Raw genomic sequence first — 18,705 nt, 5'->3', positions numbered from 1 at the left:
GCGACGCATGGGAGGCTTACCCGTAGTGATTCTCGGCGAGGACAGCGAGCGAACGCGCGGGCGCGACGCCCAGCAGTCGAACATCGCGGCGGGCAAAGCGGTCGCCGAAGCGGTACGGACGACGCTCGGCCCGCGCGGGATGGACAAGATGCTCGTCGACTCCTCGGGGGATATGGTCGTCACGAACGACGGGGCGACGATCCTGAACGAGATGGACATCGAGCACCCGGCGGCGCAGATGATCGTCGAGGTGAGCGAGAGCCAGGAGGAAGAGGTCGGCGACGGCACCACGACGGCGGCGGTGCTCGCGGGCGAACTGCTCGCCCAGGCCGAGGACCTGCTCGAAGACGACGTCCACCCGACGACGATCGTCGAGGGCTACCACGAGGCGGCGGCGATCGCCCAGGAGGCGATCGGGGAGGTCACGTTAGAGGAGGAGCTCACCGACGAGATCCTCCGCTCGGTCGCCGAGTCCTCGATGACCGGCAAGGGCACCGGCGGCGTCACCGCCGAGACGCTCGCCGAACTCGTCGTCGAGACGATCCGACAGGTCGAGGGCGACGACGGCGTCGAGCGCGAGAACGTCCGGATGCAGACGCAGGTCGGCGGTAGCTCCGCCGAGACCGAGCTCGTGAAGGGCGTCGTCGTCGACGAGGAGCCCGCCCACGACAACATGCCCCGGTCGGTCGAGGACGCGAGCGTCGCGGTGCTCGACCTCGAACTCGACATCAGAGAGACCGAGATCGACGCGGAGTACACGATCGAGGACATCGACCAGCTCAACGCCGCGATCGAGGCCGAGGAGGCCCAGCTCAAGGGCTACGCCGACGCACTGGTCGAGGCGGGCGTGGACGTCGCGTTCGTGACCGACGACATCGAGGGCCGCGTCGCGAGCGCGCTCGCGAACGCCGGCGTGCTCGCCTTCGAGGACATCGACAACAAGGACGCTCGGGCGATCGCCCGCGCGACCGGCGCGAAGCGACTCGGCTCGGTCGACGACATCGAGGACAGCGACCTCGGTCACGTCGACCACGTCCACGTCGAGCGCTTCGGCGAGGACGAACTCGCGTTCGTCGAGGGCGGCGCGAACGCCGAGTCGGTGACCGTCGTCGTCCGCGGCTCGACCGAGCACGTCACCTCCGAACTGGAGCGCGCGCTCGACGACGCGCTCGACGTGGTCGCCGCCGCGCTCGACGAGGGCGGCGTCGTCCCCGGCGCGGGCGCGACCGAGATCGCCATCGCCGAGCGCGTCCGGAGCGAGGCCGCGGGCATCACCGGGAGAAAGCAGCTCGCCGTCGAGGCGTTCGCGGACGCGATCGACATCCTGCCCCGGACGCTCGCGCGCAACGCGGGGATGGATCCGATCGACGCGCTGGTCGACCTGCGTGCTGCCCACGACCGCGAGGGACGGGCGGGCGTGATCGCCACCGGCGAGAAGGGCCAGATCGGCGACCCCGTCGAGGAGGGCATCCTCGACCCCGCCGCAGTGAAGCGCGAAGCAGTGGAAAGCGCCGCCGAGGCCGCGACGATGATCGTCCGCATCGACGACGTCATCGCGGCGAACTAGCGGAGCGGGGTCTTTTCGCGACGGACACGAACGCAGACAGCCGACGCCGACCATGAGAGTGCAACGCGCACGCTCAACCGTCGCGCCGTCGTAGCGTGAGCGTCCGATCGGGCGTGCGTTACCGGTCGGGGATACCAATGAGCCAGGAGACAGCGGAACGGAAGGCGGAGGGGATCGAGCCGCAGGAACAGGACGACCAGCCGGGCGTCGAGGGCGAGATGGAGCCCGAAGCGGCGTTCATCCGCGACGACTACCGGGGAAGCGGCAAACTGGAGGAGAAAGTCGCGATCGTCACCGGCGGCGACAGCGGGATCGGACGGGCCGCGGCGGTCCACTTCGCGCGGGAGGGCGCCGACGTGGCGGTCGTCTACCTCGAAGAGGAAGGCGACGCCCGCGAGACCGCGAGGATGGTCGAGGCGGAGGGAGGGAAGTGTCTGCTCGTGGAGGGCGACGTCCGCGACAGCGGGTTCTGTCGCGAGGCGGTCGAGGACGTCGTCGAGGAGTTCGGCGACCTGAACGTCCTCGTGAACAACGCGGCGATGCAGGTGGTGAAGACCGACCTGACCGAGATCACCGACGAGCAGTGGGAGGAGACGTTCGCGACGAACATCCACGGCTACTTCTACATGGCGCGGGCGGCGCTCCCCTACCTCGAGGAGGGCGATACGATCGTCAACACGACCTCGGTCGTCGCCTACGAGGGAAAGGAGATCCTGGTCGACTACGCCTCGACGAAGGGGGCGATCGTCGCGTTCACGCGCTCTCTCTCCCAGCAGGTCGCCGACGAGGGGATCCGCGTCAACCAGGTCGCCCCGGGACCGATCTGGACGCCGCTGATCCCGGCGACGATCGGCCAGTTCGACCCCGAGGCGGTCTCCGAGTTCGGCCAGAACGTCCCCCTCGGCAGACCGGGACAGCCGAGCGAACTCGGCCCGGCGTACGTCTACCTCGCCAGCGAGGACTCCTCGTACGTGAGCGGCCAGACGATCCACGTCAACGGCGGCTCGGTCGTCAACGGCTGAGCGAGGGCGAATCAGCCCCGACCGGACCGCGGGGGCGATCAGCGGTCGACGCGGATCTCTGTACCGACCCCGACGCCGAACGCCTCGTCGCCGCGTCCGTCGTTCACCGCGAGTTCGACGTTGCCGTGGCCTCCCACCGTGAGGAGCGCCTCGCCTCGTCCCACGAACCCGTAGCTCCGCTCGGCCGGGACGCGCGTCCCGTTCACCGCGACCTCCTCGCCGAAGTTCTCCTCTATAAACTCGCCGGGGACGTTCGTGATCGCGGTGCCGAACCCGTCGACGACGAGGACCTCGCCGAGCGCGCGCTCGCCCTGGATCTCCGGCTCCGGGAACGCGAGGTCCTCGACCTCCTCGGTGGCCGAGAGCCACGCGATCCCCTCGAGCGAGTTGACCCCCTCCTCGTGGACGGCGGCTGCGGCCGGCGCGAAGACGTCCCGGCCGTCGAACGTCGCTCCGGAGCCGTCGGTCCCGGGGAACTCCTCGGTAGCTGAATCGATCTCGAACGCCTCGATCGAGCCCTCGTCGGAGTCGTCGGCGAGGTCGCGGGCCGCCGGGAGCGAGAGCCCGTTGTCGGGACAGACGAGCGCGTGCTCGCCCGCACGGACGACGATCGCCCGTCGGTCCGTACCGACGCCGGGGTCGACGACACCGAGGTGGACGGCGGGCGGGAAGGTCGGCAGGGTCCGGGCGAGCCAGAACGCGGCCGTGCGGACGTCACCCCGGGGGAAGTCGTGGGCGACGTCGACCAGTCTAGCGTCGGTGTGAGAGAGGAGCACGCCGCGCATAGCGGCGGGATAGGGCGAGCCGAAGTCCGAGGCGAGCGTGATCATTCCCAGTCGTTCCCGTTCGCGTCGTTTCTGCTCACCCGCCGGAGCCGTTCGATGCCGTCGATCTCGTCGACGACCTCCTCGACCGGGTCCGGAACGAGGTCGCGCCAGCCGTCGTCGGCGACCATCCGCTCCCTGACGTTCGCCCCTTCGAGCACCTCGCGGTCGAACATCGGCGACTGCCTGACCTCGATGCCCGCCTCGCTGAACAGTTGGATGACCAGCGGGTTGTTCGAGTATGCCACCTCGAAGCGCGGGCTCATCGACTGGACGTGGCTCACCCAGACGGAGTTCCTGTCCAGGTCCTCGATCGGCACCGCGTAGGTGACGAGGTCGTACTCGACGAGCGACTTCGTGATCATCATGATACGCTCGCCGGCGGTGAACGGGTCGGTGGCGGAGTGAGAGGCGTCGGCGCTCCCGATACCGAGGACGAGTTCGTCGACGTCGTCGTCCTCGGCGATGCGCGTGACCATCCGGTGGTGGCCGGTGTGGTAGGGCTGGAAGCGACCGACGTAGATCCCCCGAATCATACCCGGGAGTCGACGGCGACCGGCAAAAGCGTGGCGAGATACGGTCGCGTCAGACACCGTCGCATCGGCCGGTTTTCGGCGGCACGAGGCGCAGAGTGAGGGAGAAAGTATATCAGTCGAGCGGCCTTCAAAACCTGTACGGAAACGCATTCTATGAGCAAGGAGACCGATTCGGACGAGTACCCTCCGACGGTGGAGGCGAACGAGGTCGATCGATCGGAGGCCAGCGGCGAGGAGCTGGCCGCCGACGAGGCCAGCGACGACTCCGCTCGTGACGAGGAGACCGGCGACGGTGGACTGCTCGACGACCTGGGCAGCGACGTCGGCGTCGACGACGAGCTCGTCGTCGAGGAGGACCCCGACGAGGACGACCTCCTGGGTGGGCTCCGCGTCGAGTCCACCGCCGACATCGAGGTGCCCGACCGACTGGTCGATCAGGTGATCGGGCAGGACCTCGCCCGCGAGACGGTGATGAAGGCCGCAGAGCAGCGCCGCCACGTGCTGATGATCGGTTCGCCGGGGACCGGAAAGTCGATGCTGGCGAAAGCGATGAGCCACCTGCTGCCGAACGAGGAGCTCCAGGACGTCCTCGTCTACCACAACCCGGACGACGGCAACGAGCCGAAGGTCAGGACCGTGCCGGCAGGAAAGGGCGAGCAGATCGTCGAGGCCCACAAGGAGGAGGCCAGAAAGCGCAACACGATGCGCACCATCCTCATGTGGCTGATCATCATCGTGATCCTCGGCTACTCGCTGTTCATCGGGAACATCCTGCTGGGGATTATCGCCGCGGCGATCATCTACGTCGCGTTCAAGTACGCCTCGCGCGGCTCGGACGCGATGGTTCCGAACCTGCTCGTCAACAACGGTGATCACACCGCGGCGCCGTTCGAGGACGTCACGGGCGCCCACGCCGGCGCGCTCCTCGGCGACGTGCGCCACGACCCGTTCCAGTCCGGCGGAATGGAGACGCCGAGTCACGACCGCGTCGAGCCCGGCGGCATCCACAAGGCGAACAAGGGCGTGCTGTTCATCGACGAGATCAACACGCTCGACGTGAAGTCCCAGCAGCACCTGATGACGGCGATCCAGGACGGCGAGTTCTCGATCACCGGCCAGAGCGAACGCTCCTCGGGCGCGATGGTCCAGACCGAACCCGTCCCCTGTGACTTCGTCATGGTCGCGGCCGGCAACAGGGACGCCCTGGAGAACATGCATCCGGCGCTTCGCTCGCGGATCAAAGGCTACGGCTACGAGGTGTTCATGGACGACACCATCGACGACGACCCCGAGATGCGCCGGAAGTACGCCCGCTTCGTCGCCCAGGAGGTCGAGCGCGACGGCAAGCTGCCGCACTTCTCGCGCGAGGCGATCGAGGAGATCATCCTCGAGGCGAAGCGACGGTCGGGCCGGAAGGGCCACCTGACGCTCCACTTCCGCAACCTCGGCGGGCTGGTGCGTGTGGCGGGCGACATCGCCCGCGGCCAGGGCAAGGAGTTCACCGACCGCGAGGACGTGCTGATGGCGAAAGAGCGCTCGCGCTCGATCGAACAGCAGCTCGCGGACAACTACATCGAGCGCTACAGCGACTACGACATCTCGATGAACCGGGGCGAGGTCGTCGGCCGGGTCAACGGGCTCGCCGTGATGGGCGAGGACAGCGGTATCGTCAAACCGATCATGGCCGAGGTCACCCAGGGCCACGGCGAGGTGATCGCGACGGGCAAGCTCCAGGAGATCGCCCAGGAGTCCGTACAGAACGTCTCGGCGATCATCAAGAAGCTCACGGACAAGAACGTCAACGAGATGGATGTCCACATCCAGTTCCTCCAGAGCTACGAGGGTGTGGAAGGCGACTCCGCGAGCATCTCGATCGCGACGGCGGTGATCTCCGCGCTGGAGGACATCCCGGTCGACCAGAACGTCGCGATGACCGGCTCGCTCTCCGTGCGCGGGGACGTGCTGCCGGTCGGTGGGGTGACCCACAAGATCGAGGCGGCCGCGAAATCGGGGATCGAGACGATCATCATCCCGGCGTCGAACGCCCAGGACGTGATGATCGAAGACGAGTACGAGGAGATGGTCGAGGTCATCCCGGTCAGTCACATCAGCGAGGTGCTCGACATCGCGCTGGTCGGCGAGCCGAAGAAGGACGGCCTCGTGGACAAGCTGAAGAGCGTCACCGGGCCGGCGTTCACCGACGCCGTCCCCGGCGGCAGCCCGACCCCGCAGTAAGGCGTGACCGACTGGGCGACGTTCGTCGGGATCACGGTCGTCGTCCTCGGTCTCCTGCTCGTTCTCGCGCGTACCTCCGCCGATCTGATAACCGAGAGCGACGCCGACCACACGGGCGAGGTCGGTGAGCGGTCGACCGAACCCGGACCGGACCGCCCGGGGGCCGACAGCACCCACACGGAGACGTCCGACGAGTTCGTCGTTTACCAGGGGAGCGAGGCCGAACCGACACCGACGCCCGACGGTCTGCGTCCCGAACACGGGGGCGAGAGCGAGCAGGCGACGCCCGCCGAGCGCACGCTCGAGCCCGACGTCGAGCTGACCACCGGGATGTTGCTCGCGAACGTCGCGCTCAGTCAGGGACTGTTCCTCGGCGTGCTCGTCGCCGCCGCGTGGTGGACGGAGATACCCGCGTGGGCGCTCGGAATCGGCGGTGAGATCACGGGACTGGAGGCCACAGCGTGGGGGATCGGCCTCGGCCTCGCGCTCTACCTCGCCTCCGAGGTCGGTGGGGCCGTCTCCGAGCGGTTCGGGATCGACCGCGACGAATCCCTCAGGGAACTGCTCGCCCCCGAGGGCGTGCAGGGCTGGGTCGCCCTCCTCCTCGTCGTCCTCCCGATCATCGCCGTGTTCGAGGAACTGCTCTTCCGGGCGGCGCTGATCGGCGCGGTCCACGCCGGCTTCGGGATCGACCCGTGGCTGCTCGCGGTCGTCTCCTCGGCTGCGTTCGCGCTGGGCCACAGCGCACAGGGCAACGCGGGCGTCGTGGTAACGGGATTGCTCGGCTTCGTCCTCGCGGCGGCGTTCGTGCTCACGGAGAGCCTATTGTTGGTGATCGTCGCCCACTACGTCGTCAACGCATTGGAGTTCGTCGTCCACGAGGGGCTGGGGATCGAGTGGATCGGGTGATCTCCCAGGCCCACTATCGGTTTTCGAACCGTTCGCCGTAGCGTTCGTCCCAGTCTATCCCCTCCGGCTCGGGGCGCTTCGGGATCTCGTCGAGGAACTCCTCGAGTGTGGACTTCCCCTTACGAGTCACGCCAAGCCCTCCAGCGACTGCAGTTTCGAGACCACCTCGCGGGGCGCGCCGCTCGGCCCGTCGACGACGCGGTGATCCGGGATCAGGATCGGAACGGGGTTCGCGGAGAGCGCACGCTCGACGACCTCCCAGCCACCTTCGTCGTCCTCCAAGCCGGCCGCCATCCGCGCGACCTGGTCGACGCCCACCGCCTGACCGTACGGGATCGCCCTGACCGTCTCTAACACCGTGCGCTGATCGGTCGGAACCGTGAGCGCCACCTCAACGTGCGAGAGGGCGTCCTCCTCGCCGTCAAGATACGCCCCGATCCGGTCCAGCACCGCGTTCTCCTCGGACTCGGCCTCCGGTTCGGTCGGGAACGAGACGCTGATGACGTTCCCCGAGGCGACGCCGATCTGTACCCACCGGCCGAGCGCGTCGAACTCGCGGGCGAAGACGCCGGTCGTCCCGTCGTGGTGCATACCGCCTCCGAAGGCCGTCCACTGCTTGAACGTGGCGACGACGGAAGCCTTATGTACAAACTAGTCCAACGATGTACAACGATGAACGCCAACCAGGAGCTCGCGCCGGCCGTCGAGTCGATCCTCGACGCGGCGCGCGAGCGCGAGGTGCCCGACCGAGAGCCGATCTCGGTCGACGCACGATCGTTCGAAGGGGCGCTCGAAGCGGCGGAAGCCGGCGGCCACGTACCGGTGATCGCCGAGGTAAAGCCGACGAGTCCGACGACCGAGGGGGTACGGAGGGACGATCCGGTCGACCTCGCCCGCGAGATGGTCGCCGGTGGGGCGGCCGCACTCTCGGTGCTCACCGAACCCGAGCACTTCGGGGGATCGACGGAAAACCTGGAACGGATCCGCGAGGCGGTCGACGTCCCGGTCCTCAGGAAGGACTTCGTGCTCTCGGAGGCGCAGCTCGACGCCGTCGAGTCCGACCTCGTCCTACTGATCGCCAGGTTCGTCGACGACCTTCCCGGCCTCGTCCGTATGGCCGAGGCCCGCGGCTTCCAGCCGCTCGTCGAGGTGCACTCGATACCGGAGCTCGAAGACGCCCTCGACGCAGGTGCGGAGATCGTCGGCGTGAACAACCGCGACCTCGCCCGGCTGGAGGTCGACCGCTCGACGTTCGAGCGGGTCGCGCGGGAGGCACCGGAGGACGTGACGCTCGTCGCGGAGAGCGGGATCCGGTACAGAGGAGACGTACAGAGGATGCGCGAGGCTGGTGCGGACGCGCTGCTCGTCGGGACGGCGATCATGGACGGCGACGTGCGGGAGAACACGCGGGCGCTCGTGGAGGCGGAACGATGAGCTACGGTACCGAGAGCAACCCCAAATTCGGCGAGTACGGCGGCCAGTTCGTTCCGGAGGCGTTGATGCCGGCGATCGAGGAGCTAGAGGACGCCTACGAACGCTACGTCCTCGAGAACGAGGACGGGTTCGTGGACGAATTCCGCGAGCGCCTCGCTGATTTCGGTGGGCGGCCGCTCCCGCTCCAGCGCGCCGATCGGCTCTCCGAGCGCTACGGACGCGACGTCTACCTGAAACGCGAGGACTTACTCCACGGCGGGGCGCACAAGCTCAACAACGCGCTCGGACAGGTGCTGCTCGCGAAGTACATGGGAAAAGAACGAATCATCGCGGAGACCGGTGCGGGCCAGCACGGCACCGCGACGGCGATGGCGGCGGCCCACCTCGACCTCCCCTGTGAGATCTACATGGGCGAGCGCGACATCGTCCGCCAGCGCCCGAACGTCTTCCGGATGAGACTCAATGGTTCCGAGGTGAATCCCGTCTCCGCGGGGCGCGGTACGCTCAAGGAGGCGATCAGCGAGACGATGCGCGACTGGGCAGCCAGTGTCGAGACGACGCACTACGTGATCGGGAGCGTCGTCGGCCCGCACCCGTTCCCGCGGATGGTCCGCGACTTTCAAGCAGTCATCAGCGAGGAGGCGCGCGAACAGGTGCTGGAGAAGGCGGGTCGGCTTCCTGACTCCGTACTCGCCTGCGCGGGCGGCGGCTCGAACACGATGGGGGCGTTTCACCACTTCGTTTCGGACGACGGAGTAGAGCTCTACGCCGTGGAGGCGGGCGGCTCCTCTCTCAGCGTCGACGAAGAACGCGGCGTCGCACCGAACTCCGCGTCGCTCTCGACCGGCACCGAGGGCGTGCTCCACGGCGCGCGAACGCGGATCCTCCAGGACCGCGACGGCCAGATCATGGAGTCCCACAGCGTCTCGTCGGGGCTGGACTACGCCGGCGTCGGCCCCGAACTCGCCCACCTCGTCGACACCGGTAGGGTAACGCCGGTCACGGTGGACGACGACGCGGCGCTGGAGGCGTTCCACCGGCTCTCCCAGGAGGAGGGAATCATCCCGGCGCTGGAGACCGCCCACGCCTTCGGCTACCTCCACGAAAACTACGGGGACCTGGGCGAGATCGTGATCGTCAACGTCTCCGGCCGGGGCGACAAGGACCTCGAGTCGGTGATCGAGGAGACGAGTGAAAGGGAGATCGAGGGCGCGCCCGAGATGGACGTCTTTCAGGGAGTCGGTCGATGACCCGCGCGAACAGCGCGGCGCTCGCGGCGGCCTTCGAGGGGGGTCCGGCGTTCGTCCCCTACCTCGCGGCGGGCGACCCCGACTACGACTCCTCGCTTCGCTACGTCGAGGCGCTCGACCGCGGCGGCGCGGACGTGATCGAACTCGGTCTGCCCTTCTCGGAGCCGATCGCGGAAGGCCCGACGATCCAGGGCGCGGTGACCCGGGCGCTCGACGCGGGAATGACGCCCGAGCGCTTCTTCGAGTTCGTCTCGGATCTCGACGTCTCGGCACCGCTGGTCTGCATGACCTACTACAACCTGATCTACCAGTTCGGTATCGATGAGGGTCCCGAGCCGTTCGTCGAGCGCTCGGCGGCGGTCGGGATAGAGGGGTTCGTCGTTCCCGACTTACCGGCAGAAGAGGCCGACCCGCTGCGCGAGGCGTGTGACGAACACGGCCTCGACCTGATATTCATCGTCGCGCCGACGACGCGCGGCGAGCGGCTCGAACGGATCCGCGAGCAGGTCTCGGGCTACCTCTACGTGCAGGCACGTCTCGGGGTGACCGGCGCGAAGGCGGACGTGAGCGATCAGACCAGCGAGAGCCTCGACCGCGTGGCCGACTGGCCGGTGCCGAAGGCCGTCGGCTTCGGGATCAGCACGGGTGAGCAGGCGGCGGAGATCGTCGCCGGGGGCGCCGACGGGATCATCGTCGGCAGCGCGCTCGTCGACATCGTCGCCGAGGGCGACGGCGAGGAGACGGTCGAAGAACGCCTGGAGGCGAAGGCGAGAGAGCTGAAGCGAGGTACAGAAAAGGGGTTCGAGCAACGCACGCCGCGAGCGGAACGGCCTTAAGAGCGCTGTGCCAAGGACTCCCACCATGAACACGAACGCGGGACTCGACGCACGGCTCGGGCGGATCAGCACGGACGAGAAGTACCTCGTCGTCCCGATGGACCACGGGATCACCCTCGGTGCGGTGAAGGGGCTCAAGGAGATCGAAAAGACGATCGACGGGGTGACACGCGGCGGGGCCGACGCCGTACTGACACAGAAGGGACTCGCGCCGCGGGTCCACCCGAACGCGAACGGCGCGGGTTACATCGTCCACCTGAACGCCTCGACGACGCTCGGGCCGGACACGAACGACAAGCGGATGACCGGCACGGTCGAGGAGGCAATCCGCGCGGGCGCGGACGCCGTCTCGCTCCATCTGAACGTCGGGAGCAACCACGAGCGCGAGCAGATCGAGGACCTCGCGCGGGTGACCGACGAGGCCGGCCGATACGGGATTCCGGTGCTGGCGATGACCTACGCCCGGGGAGCGAACCTCGAGGGACAGGACCCCGAACACGACGCGAAATACCTCGCTCACGCGGCCCGACTCGGCGAGGAGCTCGGCGCGGACGTGATCAAGACGGCCTACAGCGGCGACGCCGAGAGCTTCGCCCACGTCGTCGAGTCGACTTCCTTACCGGTGGTGATCGCCGGCGGGGCGAAGGGGACGGATTACGAGACGGCCGAGGCGGTCCGGGGCGCGATGGACGCCGGGGCGGCGGGCGTCTCGATGGGACGGTCGATCTTCCAGCACGACGATCCCGAGGCGATCGCCCGGACCGTGAGCGCGGTGATCCACGAGGACGCGAGTGCGGAGGAGGCGCTCGAGATCTCCGGGCTGGCGATCGAGGCGTAAGCAGGTCGGATCGTTTTGGGTGCAGAACGCCCTCTGCCTGTATGGGACGTGCGAGCTTCGCGTTCGAGGGAGAGACCGTGATCGTCACCGGCGGCGCGTCGGGGATCGGCAGGGCGTGTGCGCTCGGCTTCGCCGACGCCGGGGCACGGGTGCTCGTCGCCGACACCCAGGAGGAACCGAAGGACATCGACGAAGAGGTGCCGACCCACCGGCTGATCGAGGAGTCCGGGGGGACGGCCGCGTACGCCGAGTGTGACGTCTCCGAGCCGAGCGAGGTGGAGGCGGTCGTCGAGGCCGCCCGCGAGTACGGCGGCGTGGACGTGATGGTGAACAACGCCGGGACGTTCGCGGGCGGGTCGTTCACCGACCTGGCGGTCGAGACGCTCGACGAGGCGTACGAGGTGAACGTCCGGGGGATGTTCGTCGGGACGCAGGCGGCGGCCGCGGAGATGGTCGAGTCAGGTACGGAAGGAGCGATCGTGAACACCGCCTCGATCAGTTCGACGTTCGCCCAGCACGGCCAGGTCGCCTACGACACGACGAAAGGAGCGATCCGGATGCTCACGCGCGGGGCGGCCCTCGAGCTAGCGAGTGACGGGATCCGGGTGAACGCGACCGCGCCGGGACAGATCGCGACCGAGTTCACCGAGGACGGCACGGAACGAACGGAGGACAGAGCCGGCGACGAAGAGTTCCTCAAACCGATCCCGATGGGGCGGGCTGGCTACCCGGAGGACGTCGCCGACGCGACGCTGTATCTCGCGAGCGACGCGGCGTCCTATATCACGGGAGAACTGCTCTACGTCGACGGCGGCTGGCACACCTGCTAGAACGAAACTGTTCGAGCATCGGTTCCCCGACTCGATTCTCCCCCACAGGATACGATAGTTGAACTCGGTGCTGCGGAGGACTGGATCGGTCGTCCGATCCGGTCGACCTACACCTCGACCTCCTCGAGGACTCCCTTCACCGCCTCGCGGTCGAACGAGTCGCCGTGGCCGTGTTCCGCGTGGTCCTGGACCATCCGGATCGCCTCGTCCTCGTCCGCCGATCGGATCATGAACGCACACCCCTCGTAGTCGGGGAGCTCTCCACACGGACTGATACGCTTTCGTCATGTTTCGATCCCCGCGTGCTACGCCATGAGATAGCATAGCCTTTCGTGGGTCGGAGCGCTCGTCGAGTGAACACGACCGTGACGGCGAACCGTCCGGTCTCCCCTAAGAAAGTCGTTCCCCGATCCCGCCGAGTGCGTCGACTCCCTGTACCTCGTCGTCAGCCTCGGGGAGCGTCCGCACCTCGAGCTCGGGAAACAGCGCTTCGATATCCGCGACCCGCTCTCGGTGTCTGTCGTGCCGGGAGCGACACCGCGAGCAGTCCTCCTCTATTTCTTCGAGCACCCTGTTCACGACGAGCGTTCGGACCGGCATCCCATACTCGCGCAGGCGAGCGACCAGCCGTTCGGATTCCGAAATCGCCATCGCCTCGGGGATCAACACGACACGGAACTCGGTCCTCTCGGGATCGGTGAGCGTGTCACGGGCACGCTCCATCCGTGCTTTCAGCACGAGGATGTCCTTGTCGTTCCGTCCTGAACTCCCGAAGTACGAGGCCGGCCCGAGCATCACCCGGCGGGCGGAGTCGCCGATCCTCCGTACCTGCCCCCGGAGCGAGAGCGTCTTCTCGAGGGCGGTGTCCATCACGTCCGGGAGGTCGAGCAGTCTGAGGGTGTGGCCGGTTGGCGCGGTATCCAGAACGATCAGGTCGAAGCGGTCGTCCTCGGCGTAGGTGGCGAGCCGGTCGAGCGCGGCGAGTTCGTCGCCGCCAGGGGGCATCCCTGCGGAGAAGACGTCGGCGACGTCCTCGTCGTCCATTCGAATCCCGACGGAACGGAGGTCCTTCGCGAGCGCCTCGAGGATCTCCCGGTACTCGTCTTTCTGTACCTCGGGGTCGATCTCGACCGCCCAGAGCCCCTCCCCGAGCGCGGTCGGGTCGGGGCCGAGGTCGGCTTCGAACGAGTCCGACAGCGAGTGGGCGGGATCGGTCGAGACGACGAGGGTGTCGGTTCCCCCCGCCGCGGCGGCGAGCGCCGTCGCCGCCGCACAGGTGGTCTTGCCGACGCCTCCTTTCCCGCCGTAGAGGACGAATTCGGTCACGTCGGGGAGAAGGGCCGGACGAACCTATACTGTCGGTCCGTTCGGTTCGAGGCGGTTCGTGACGCCTCTATGGGCGTTCGCGGGGCTACCGTGAAGCACACCGAGCGCGTAGCGGTGGCCATGAACGGCATCGAACTCAGGGCGGACTCGACCGGGTCGATCGAACTCGTCTGCGAGCGGACGGAGGCCGACGCCGATCCGCCGCGTCTCAGACCGTTCTCCGGCGGCGACGAGTTCGGCCTCGTCGTCGACGGGCTTCGCCCCGGCGAGCGGGTGACACTGTTCGCCGACGAGTACGAGTTCGACGGGACGTGAGGACGGAACGGGGGGTCTACGCCGCGACGGTCCGTCCCAGGAGCGGCAAGAGCTTCCGGCTGAAGACGAGGTAGGCTGACCAGAGCGCGATGGCCCCGAACCCGCCGACCCAGACCGCGAGGAGGAACTCACCCGAGAGCGCGAGCGAGAGCGTCGAGTACTCGACGAGGAGGCCGACGAGTACGAGGACGAGGGCGATCGAGGCGTACCCGGCGAGGACCAGCGCCTCGATCAGGAGTTCGGCGATTCCGTCGTACATGGAGGTCCGTCGAGCGAAGAGGTGATATGGATTTCGGATGGGTATCCAGCGTCCCAGGGAGACCACGATCGTGGCAGAACTCGGATCTCTGGTGGACGATTCCGGACGGGAAGTCGCCCACGGCTCGACCCGGTTCGAGGGGGACGCTGGGCGGGGTTCGATCACAGCATCGCCCTGAACAGGACGACCGCGCCGACACCGGCACAGAGCGCGAGCAGGATACTCTCGGTCCGCCACATCGTGAGCAAAACGACTCCCGCGGCGGCCCACTCGGCGGGCCCGCCGCTCGCGAGTTCGGGTCCGAGGAGCGCGACCACGATCGCACCGGGGAGCACCGAGAGTCCAGCCTCGACGCGCTCGCTCACGTCGGTCGTGCTCAGGAGCCAGAGCCCCCCGACCTTCGTGAGCACCGTGACGAGCGCCATCGCGAGGATCACGCCGACGACGAGCGGGTCGAGCAGGAGCGCGCTAGCGGCCATGACGGATCGCCTCCACCCCAGCGGCGGCGAACCCGCCGAGCAGGATGTACCAGTGGCCGTGGAGCAGTTCGGAGGAGACCAGCGCGACCGAGAGCGCGACGAGCCACGGCACGAGCGAGTTCGACGCCCCCTCCCAGAGTTCGACTGCGAGCGCGACGAACACCGCCGCGAGGACGAAGTCGATGCCGAACGTCTCCGGGTCGCCGATCGCGCCCCCGGCGATGACGCCGAGGACCGTCGAGACGACCCAGAAACTCCAGACCGCGATCCCGCTGCCGAGCAGGAACGCGCCGCGGCCGCTCCCCGTCTTCAGGTCCCGCATGGTGAGCGCCCAGTTCTCGTCGGCCATGAGGAAGAGGCTGCCGTACGCTCGTCTTGCGGAGAGGTGACGGAACCACGGCTCGAGCGCCGCGCCCATCAGCGAGTAGCGCAGGTTGATCGCGAACGTCGTGAGCAGGATCGTCACGACGGGAATGGGATCGGCCCAGAGCTCGACGGCGACGATCTGTGAGGCACCGGCGACGACGGTCGCGCTCATCAGCGCCGCCTCGGCCGCGCTCAGTCCCACCCGGTCGGCGAGGACGCCGAAGGCGACCCCGTAGCCGGCGACGCCGAACGTGATCGGGAGGCAGGTGAGAAAGCCCGCGACGACGCCGCCTCGCGTGAACGTCACGCTCTCGGCCCCGCCTCGCTCGCTCGCCCGATCGCTCGTCTCCGTGTCCACCATCTCGCGTTCTGATCGGCCCTCTCCGAACGGAGACCGGGCTCGCGTAAATCGCTCTCGAACTCGATCGTTCGACCCGATCCGCCACGTTCAAGCCCGATCCACGAGAGTCCTCGGCATGGAACGATCGGTGTGGCTGAAAGCCGACGACGCGGTCGGCGACTGGGAGGCAAGAAAGCGCCGGATCACCGCCGGCCTCGAAGCCGGCGTGGACTGGGTGCTCGTCGACGAAGCCGACGTCGGGCGGGTTCGCGAGCTCGGCTCCGTGAACGTCGCGGCGTTCCGGACCGCCGGCGACGTCCACGTGATGGACGCCGAGGAGGGAGAGCGAGCCCCCCCTGACGCGGTCGTGATCGGGAAGAAGGGCGAGGGGGACGGCACCGTCGACCTCCCGGAGGACTACTCGGGGTCGGCCGACCTCTCGACGCTGCGTCGCGGCGAGGAGGACCTCGAACGGGGCGCGTACGTCAGGATCCTCGGACGGGAGTACGAGGCGTTCGCGCAGACCGCCGCCGAAGAGGCCGAGTACACGATCGTCGTCGGCGAGGACTGGACGATCATCCCCCTGGAGAACCTGATCGCGCGGATCGGCGAGGAGACGACGCTGATCGCGGGCGTCGAGACCGCCGCCGACACGAAGACCGCGTTCGAGACGCTCGAAACCGGGGCCGACGGCGTACTGCTCGACTCCGACGACCCGGACGAGATCCGCGCGACCTGCGAGGTGCGCGACGAGGCCGGGCGAGAGAGCCTCGACCTGCGGTGGGCGACCGTGAGGGAGATCGAGCAGGTCGGTTCGGCCGACCGGGTCTGCGTCGATACCGGCTCGCTGCTGGAGCCGAACGAGGGGATGCTCGTCGGGTCGATGAGCAGGGGACTCTTCTTCGTCCACGCCGAGACCGCGGAGTCGCCGTACGTCGCCTCCCGGCCGTTTCGGGTGAACGCGGGTGCGGTCCACGCCTACGTCCGGACGCCCAACGGCGGGACGAAGTACCTCTCGGAGATCGAGAGCGGCGACGAGGTGCAGGTCGTCGATACGGCGGGGAAGACGAGGGAGGCGATCGTCGGCCGGGCGAAGATCGAGAAACGGCCGATGTTCAGGGTCGAGGCCGAACTCGAGACCGAGGAGGGAACGGACCGGATCGGGACGCTCCTCCAGAACGCGGAGACGATCAAGGTCGAGACGGGCGAGGGCAAGACCGCGGTGACGGATCTGGAGGAGGGCGACGAACTGCTCGTCTACTACGAGGCGGTCGCCCGACACTTCGGCGAGGCGGTCGAGGAGTCGATCATCGAGAAGTAGTCTTCAGGGGGCCGATTCCGACTCGATCGGGCTCGTACACCAGTGACAGAAGTCGATCCCGAGGTCGTCGTCGATCTCCTTCCCGCAGTGGGGACAGCGGCTCATGCCGGGCTGGGTGATCGTCTGTGTCGCCTGCCAGTAGGCGTCGACGACGTTGAACGCGGCGACCATCCCGAGTGCGACCAGCGCCTCGGTCGGCAGGCCGGTGACGACGGCGGGCAGCGCCGAGAGCGAGCCGACGCCGTCGAACGTCCCGTCGGGGACGAAGAGCACGACCGCGAGGACCGCCATCCAGACCCAGAGCAGCGCCCGGAGCCAGGCCCGGAGGTAGGCGTGTCCGAGCCCCGGGTAGACGAGTGCCAGGAGAACAGCGAGCCACGGCCGTTTCGGCGTTTCCTCGCTCACTACCTGTCAGCAGGGCGCTGAACGTATTTAACCTTCGGGGTTTCCCGATCGTTCCGAGCGTCCTCTATCCCCGGGAGAGAGACGCCTGGACGACGAATCCGGCGTCGAGGACCGACCATCGGGGACCCACGGTGGCTGGGAGATCGAACTACCCGACAGGGAATCGGAGGTCACCCGGTACCTCGAGATCAGACCTCGACCAGTACCTTTTCGATGTGGTCTCGGGGAGCGTCCGTGGCGTGGACGTTCTTCGCGTGTTGCTGTGCGAACTCTATCACTTCCTCTTCGTTCTCCGAGCGGATCAGGAACTCGCAGTCCTCGAACCCGGCGTTGATACAGCTGATCTCTTTCGCCATGTACCGTATCACATGGTAACACGTCTTATCCCTTTGTATCAGTTGTACTCTAGATTCTTCCACCGGGGGCGTATCGATCGGCTAGCACCGTGCGAGCGCTTCGTTCAGCCCTTTCTTGGTGAAGGTATCCAGACGACTCGACTCCGCGGTGTACCGGTCGTACACCGCGTTCGCCCACTCGACGGCCGCCTGCTCGTCCGTGTCGACGAACGCCTCCAGGGCCCCCTTCGTGGTATCGAAGAGCCCGATCCCGACGCGGTCGTCGAAGAGCACCAGGCCGAAGGGCAACGCGTCGCGGTCCTCGTGGATCCAGAGCGTGAGGTTCTCCGATACGCAGATCTGCACGCACTTCTCCGGGTAGCGATCCATGACGTCCGCGAGCACGAGGGGGGTGTCGTTCAGTTCCGTCCGCATGCCGGCGAGGATGCGTCCCTGGAACTCCTCCATGTAGGTCGGTGCGATACGACAGGTGTTTATCCCGCGGAGCGTCTCGGTCGCTTGGACGAGCGAGACGAAGCGCGTCAACGGTGCGTACGGGTCGCCACGCTCGACGTGCGTCACCCTCGCTCCGACGAACGCCTCGACGTCGGGTGGGGGGGGTAGCGCTGTCCAGTACGTCCACCATCGGGGCGAGGCGGAGGCGTGCACCGACCTCCGTCTCGAACGTGGCCACCGTCGCAGCGATCTCCTCGCCGAGGTCGGTGAGCGAGAACCGTCCGTCGGTCCTCTCGACGAGGCCCAGTTCGTCGAGCGTCCGGACGTACCGGTGGCTCGTGGCTCGGGACACGTCCAGCCTGTCCTCTAACTGCCGTCGCTCGAGGGCCTCCTCCTGGAGCTGGGCGAATACGTGTCGATGTCTGAGGACCCGGACGAGTTCGTCGGTCTCGGCCTCGAACGAGTTCTTCATGGTCCAACACACGGGGTTCTCCGATATAGCCGTATCTCGCGGGTCCTCTCACGGCCCGAGATCGCTCAGCGAGTGAGATTTCTCGGCAGGTACGTATACGACTCACGGCCACCTCTCCTCGTTCGTCGCCAGATACCTGGCGACTGGAGACGACCAATGGCACGAGAAGTCAACTGCAAGAGCGCCGGCTACGAGGACTGTGAGTTCCTCGTCCGGTCGGAGAACGTGGACGAGCTGATCCGGTTCGTCCAGCAGCACGCGGAACGAACGCACGGACAGGCGGTCGCCGACGCCGACGTGAGAGCCCTGATGCGGGACGTCTGAACGACCAGTCGGGAATCAAAAAGAGG

At 67.6% G+C, this 18,705-nt stretch carries 23 protein-coding genes and 1 pseudogene; 12 read left to right on the top strand and 12 right to left on the bottom strand.

What is annotated here, in order from left to right:
- Positions 1–7: 7 nt before the first annotated feature.
- Entirely contained in the window at positions 8–1,567 is a 1,560-nt protein-coding gene (gene thsA / locus V2L32_RS07140) for a thermosome subunit alpha (RefSeq protein WP_331235791.1), read from the top strand.
- A gap of 137 nt (positions 1,568–1,704) precedes the next feature.
- The gene (locus tag V2L32_RS07135) at positions 1,705–2,589 is read left to right on the top strand and encodes an SDR family oxidoreductase (RefSeq protein WP_331235790.1); all 885 of its coding nucleotides are present in this window, start codon (positions 1,705–1,707) and stop codon (positions 2,587–2,589) included.
- A gap of 38 nt (positions 2,590–2,627) precedes the next feature.
- On the opposite strand, the gene V2L32_RS07130 is transcribed toward V2L32_RS07135, so the two are convergent.
- The gene (locus V2L32_RS07130; protein ID WP_331235789.1) at positions 2,628–3,419 is read right to left on the bottom strand and encodes an SAM hydrolase/SAM-dependent halogenase family protein; all 792 of its coding nucleotides are present in this window, start codon (positions 3,417–3,419) and stop codon (positions 2,628–2,630) included.
- Positions 3,416–3,949, bottom strand: coding sequence for a nicotinamide-nucleotide adenylyltransferase (locus V2L32_RS07125; RefSeq protein ID WP_331235788.1), 534 nt, complete (start codon positions 3,947–3,949; stop codon positions 3,416–3,418). Before V2L32_RS07125 ends, V2L32_RS07130 begins: the two co-directional genes overlap by 4 nt.
- 153 nt (positions 3,950–4,102) lie before the next feature.
- Here V2L32_RS07125 and lonB point away from each other — a divergent pair, with 153 nt between their 5' ends.
- Together lonB and V2L32_RS07115 are read left to right on the top strand one after the other, a co-directional pair.
- Positions 4,103–6,184 carry an ATP-dependent protease LonB gene (lonB, locus tag V2L32_RS07120; RefSeq protein WP_331235787.1) on the top strand — a complete coding sequence of 694 codons (2,082 nt, stop codon included), beginning with the start codon at positions 4,103–4,105 and terminating at the stop codon, positions 6,182–6,184.
- Positions 6,185–6,187: 3 nt separating this feature from the next.
- A complete protein-coding gene (locus V2L32_RS07115; RefSeq protein WP_331235786.1) occupies positions 6,188–7,093 on the top strand; it encodes a CPBP family intramembrane glutamic endopeptidase in 906 nt (301 codons plus the stop codon).
- Positions 7,094–7,219: 126 nt separating this feature from the next.
- Here the strand turns inward: V2L32_RS07115 and V2L32_RS07110 are convergent, their stop codons facing one another.
- A complete protein-coding gene (locus tag V2L32_RS07110; protein ID WP_331235785.1) occupies positions 7,220–7,684 on the bottom strand; it encodes an MGMT family protein in 465 nt (154 codons plus the stop codon).
- Positions 7,685–7,765: 81 nt separating this feature from the next.
- Here V2L32_RS07110 and trpC point away from each other — a divergent pair, with 81 nt between their 5' ends.
- From trpC to V2L32_RS07085, 5 genes are read left to right on the top strand one after another with little or no spacing between them, the layout of a single operon-like run.
- Positions 7,766–8,527, top strand: coding sequence for an indole-3-glycerol phosphate synthase (trpC, locus tag V2L32_RS07105; RefSeq protein WP_331235784.1), 762 nt, complete (start codon positions 7,766–7,768; stop codon positions 8,525–8,527).
- A complete protein-coding gene (gene trpB / locus V2L32_RS07100) occupies positions 8,524–9,777 on the top strand; it encodes a tryptophan synthase subunit beta (protein ID WP_331235783.1) in 1,254 nt (417 codons plus the stop codon). Before trpC ends, trpB begins: the two co-directional genes overlap by 4 nt.
- Positions 9,774–10,613 (top strand): tryptophan synthase subunit alpha, encoded by an 840-nt coding sequence (trpA, locus tag V2L32_RS07095; RefSeq protein WP_331235782.1) that lies wholly within the window; start codon positions 9,774–9,776, stop codon positions 10,611–10,613. The genes trpB and trpA overlap by 4 nt, the downstream gene beginning before the upstream one ends.
- A 25-nt stretch (positions 10,614–10,638) precedes the next feature.
- On the top strand, positions 10,639–11,451 hold the full coding sequence (locus tag V2L32_RS07090) for a 2-amino-3,7-dideoxy-D-threo-hept-6-ulosonate synthase (protein WP_331235781.1): 813 nt from the start codon (positions 10,639–10,641) through the stop codon (positions 11,449–11,451).
- Positions 11,452–11,492: 41 nt separating this feature from the next.
- A complete protein-coding gene (locus V2L32_RS07085) occupies positions 11,493–12,281 on the top strand; it encodes an SDR family NAD(P)-dependent oxidoreductase (protein ID WP_331235780.1) in 789 nt (262 codons plus the stop codon).
- A gap of 107 nt (positions 12,282–12,388) precedes the next feature.
- On the opposite strand, the gene V2L32_RS07080 is transcribed toward V2L32_RS07085, so the two are convergent.
- Both V2L32_RS07080 and V2L32_RS07075 read right to left on the bottom strand, forming a co-directional pair.
- The gene (locus tag V2L32_RS07080) at positions 12,389–12,511 is read right to left on the bottom strand and encodes a hypothetical protein (RefSeq protein WP_331235779.1); all 123 of its coding nucleotides are present in this window, start codon (positions 12,509–12,511) and stop codon (positions 12,389–12,391) included.
- 160 nt (positions 12,512–12,671) lie between these two features.
- Positions 12,672–13,607, bottom strand: a complete 936-nt coding sequence (locus V2L32_RS07075; protein WP_331235778.1) for an ArsA family ATPase — start codon at positions 13,605–13,607, stop codon at positions 12,672–12,674.
- A gap of 120 nt (positions 13,608–13,727) precedes the next feature.
- Here V2L32_RS07075 and V2L32_RS07070 point away from each other — a divergent pair, with 120 nt between their 5' ends.
- A complete protein-coding gene (locus tag V2L32_RS07070) occupies positions 13,728–13,922 on the top strand; it encodes an OB-fold nucleic acid binding domain-containing protein (protein ID WP_331235777.1) in 195 nt (64 codons plus the stop codon).
- A gap of 16 nt (positions 13,923–13,938) precedes the next feature.
- Here the strand turns inward: V2L32_RS07070 and V2L32_RS07065 are convergent, their stop codons facing one another.
- The 3 genes from V2L32_RS07065 to V2L32_RS07055 form a co-directional block, all read right to left on the bottom strand.
- Positions 13,939–14,181: a hypothetical protein gene (locus V2L32_RS07065; protein WP_331235776.1), complete on the bottom strand. Its 243-nt coding sequence runs from the start codon at positions 14,179–14,181 to the stop codon at positions 13,939–13,941.
- A gap of 161 nt (positions 14,182–14,342) precedes the next feature.
- Positions 14,343–14,660, bottom strand: a complete 318-nt coding sequence (locus V2L32_RS07060; RefSeq protein WP_331235775.1) for an AzlD family protein — start codon at positions 14,658–14,660, stop codon at positions 14,343–14,345.
- Complete coding sequence (locus V2L32_RS07055) at positions 14,650–15,387, bottom strand: AzlC family ABC transporter permease (RefSeq protein ID WP_331235774.1); 738 nt, start codon at positions 15,385–15,387, stop codon at positions 14,650–14,652. The genes V2L32_RS07060 and V2L32_RS07055 overlap by 11 nt, the downstream gene beginning before the upstream one ends.
- A gap of 115 nt (positions 15,388–15,502) precedes the next feature.
- On the opposite strand from V2L32_RS07055, the gene V2L32_RS07050 reads away from it, so the two are divergent.
- Positions 15,503–16,687 carry a 3-dehydroquinate synthase II gene (locus V2L32_RS07050; protein WP_331235773.1) on the top strand — a complete coding sequence of 395 codons (1,185 nt, stop codon included), beginning with the start codon at positions 15,503–15,505 and terminating at the stop codon, positions 16,685–16,687.
- A gap of 3 nt (positions 16,688–16,690) precedes the next feature.
- Here the strand turns inward: V2L32_RS07050 and V2L32_RS07045 are convergent, their stop codons facing one another.
- The 4 genes and pseudogenes from V2L32_RS07045 to V2L32_RS21105 form a co-directional block, all read right to left on the bottom strand.
- Positions 16,691–17,092, bottom strand: a complete 402-nt coding sequence (locus V2L32_RS07045) for a DUF7575 domain-containing protein (protein ID WP_331235772.1) — start codon at positions 17,090–17,092, stop codon at positions 16,691–16,693.
- A 188-nt stretch (positions 17,093–17,280) separates the two neighbouring features.
- On the bottom strand, positions 17,281–17,448 hold the full coding sequence (locus V2L32_RS07040) for a DUF1059 domain-containing protein (protein ID WP_331235771.1): 168 nt from the start codon (positions 17,446–17,448) through the stop codon (positions 17,281–17,283).
- An 81-nt stretch (positions 17,449–17,529) separates the two neighbouring features.
- Entirely contained in the window at positions 17,530–18,096 is a 567-nt protein-coding gene (locus tag V2L32_RS07035; protein WP_331235770.1) for a transcriptional regulator FilR1 domain-containing protein, read from the bottom strand.
- A gap of 52 nt (positions 18,097–18,148) precedes the next feature.
- A pseudogene (locus V2L32_RS21105) lies at positions 18,149–18,355 on the bottom strand (helix-turn-helix domain-containing protein); the annotation flags it as partial.
- A gap of 156 nt (positions 18,356–18,511) precedes the next feature.
- Here V2L32_RS21105 and V2L32_RS07030 point away from each other — a divergent pair.
- On the top strand, positions 18,512–18,679 hold the full coding sequence (locus tag V2L32_RS07030; protein WP_331235769.1) for a DUF1059 domain-containing protein: 168 nt from the start codon (positions 18,512–18,514) through the stop codon (positions 18,677–18,679).
- Positions 18,680–18,705 lie beyond the last annotated feature (26 nt).

Source organism: Halalkalicoccus sp. CGA53, assembly GCF_036429475.1.
Classification (GTDB): domain Archaea; phylum Halobacteriota; class Halobacteria; order Halobacteriales; family Halalkalicoccaceae; genus Natronorarus; species Natronorarus salvus.
Note: the sequence above shows the minus strand (reverse complement) of the source record. Positions and strands in the feature narration are given on the sequence as shown.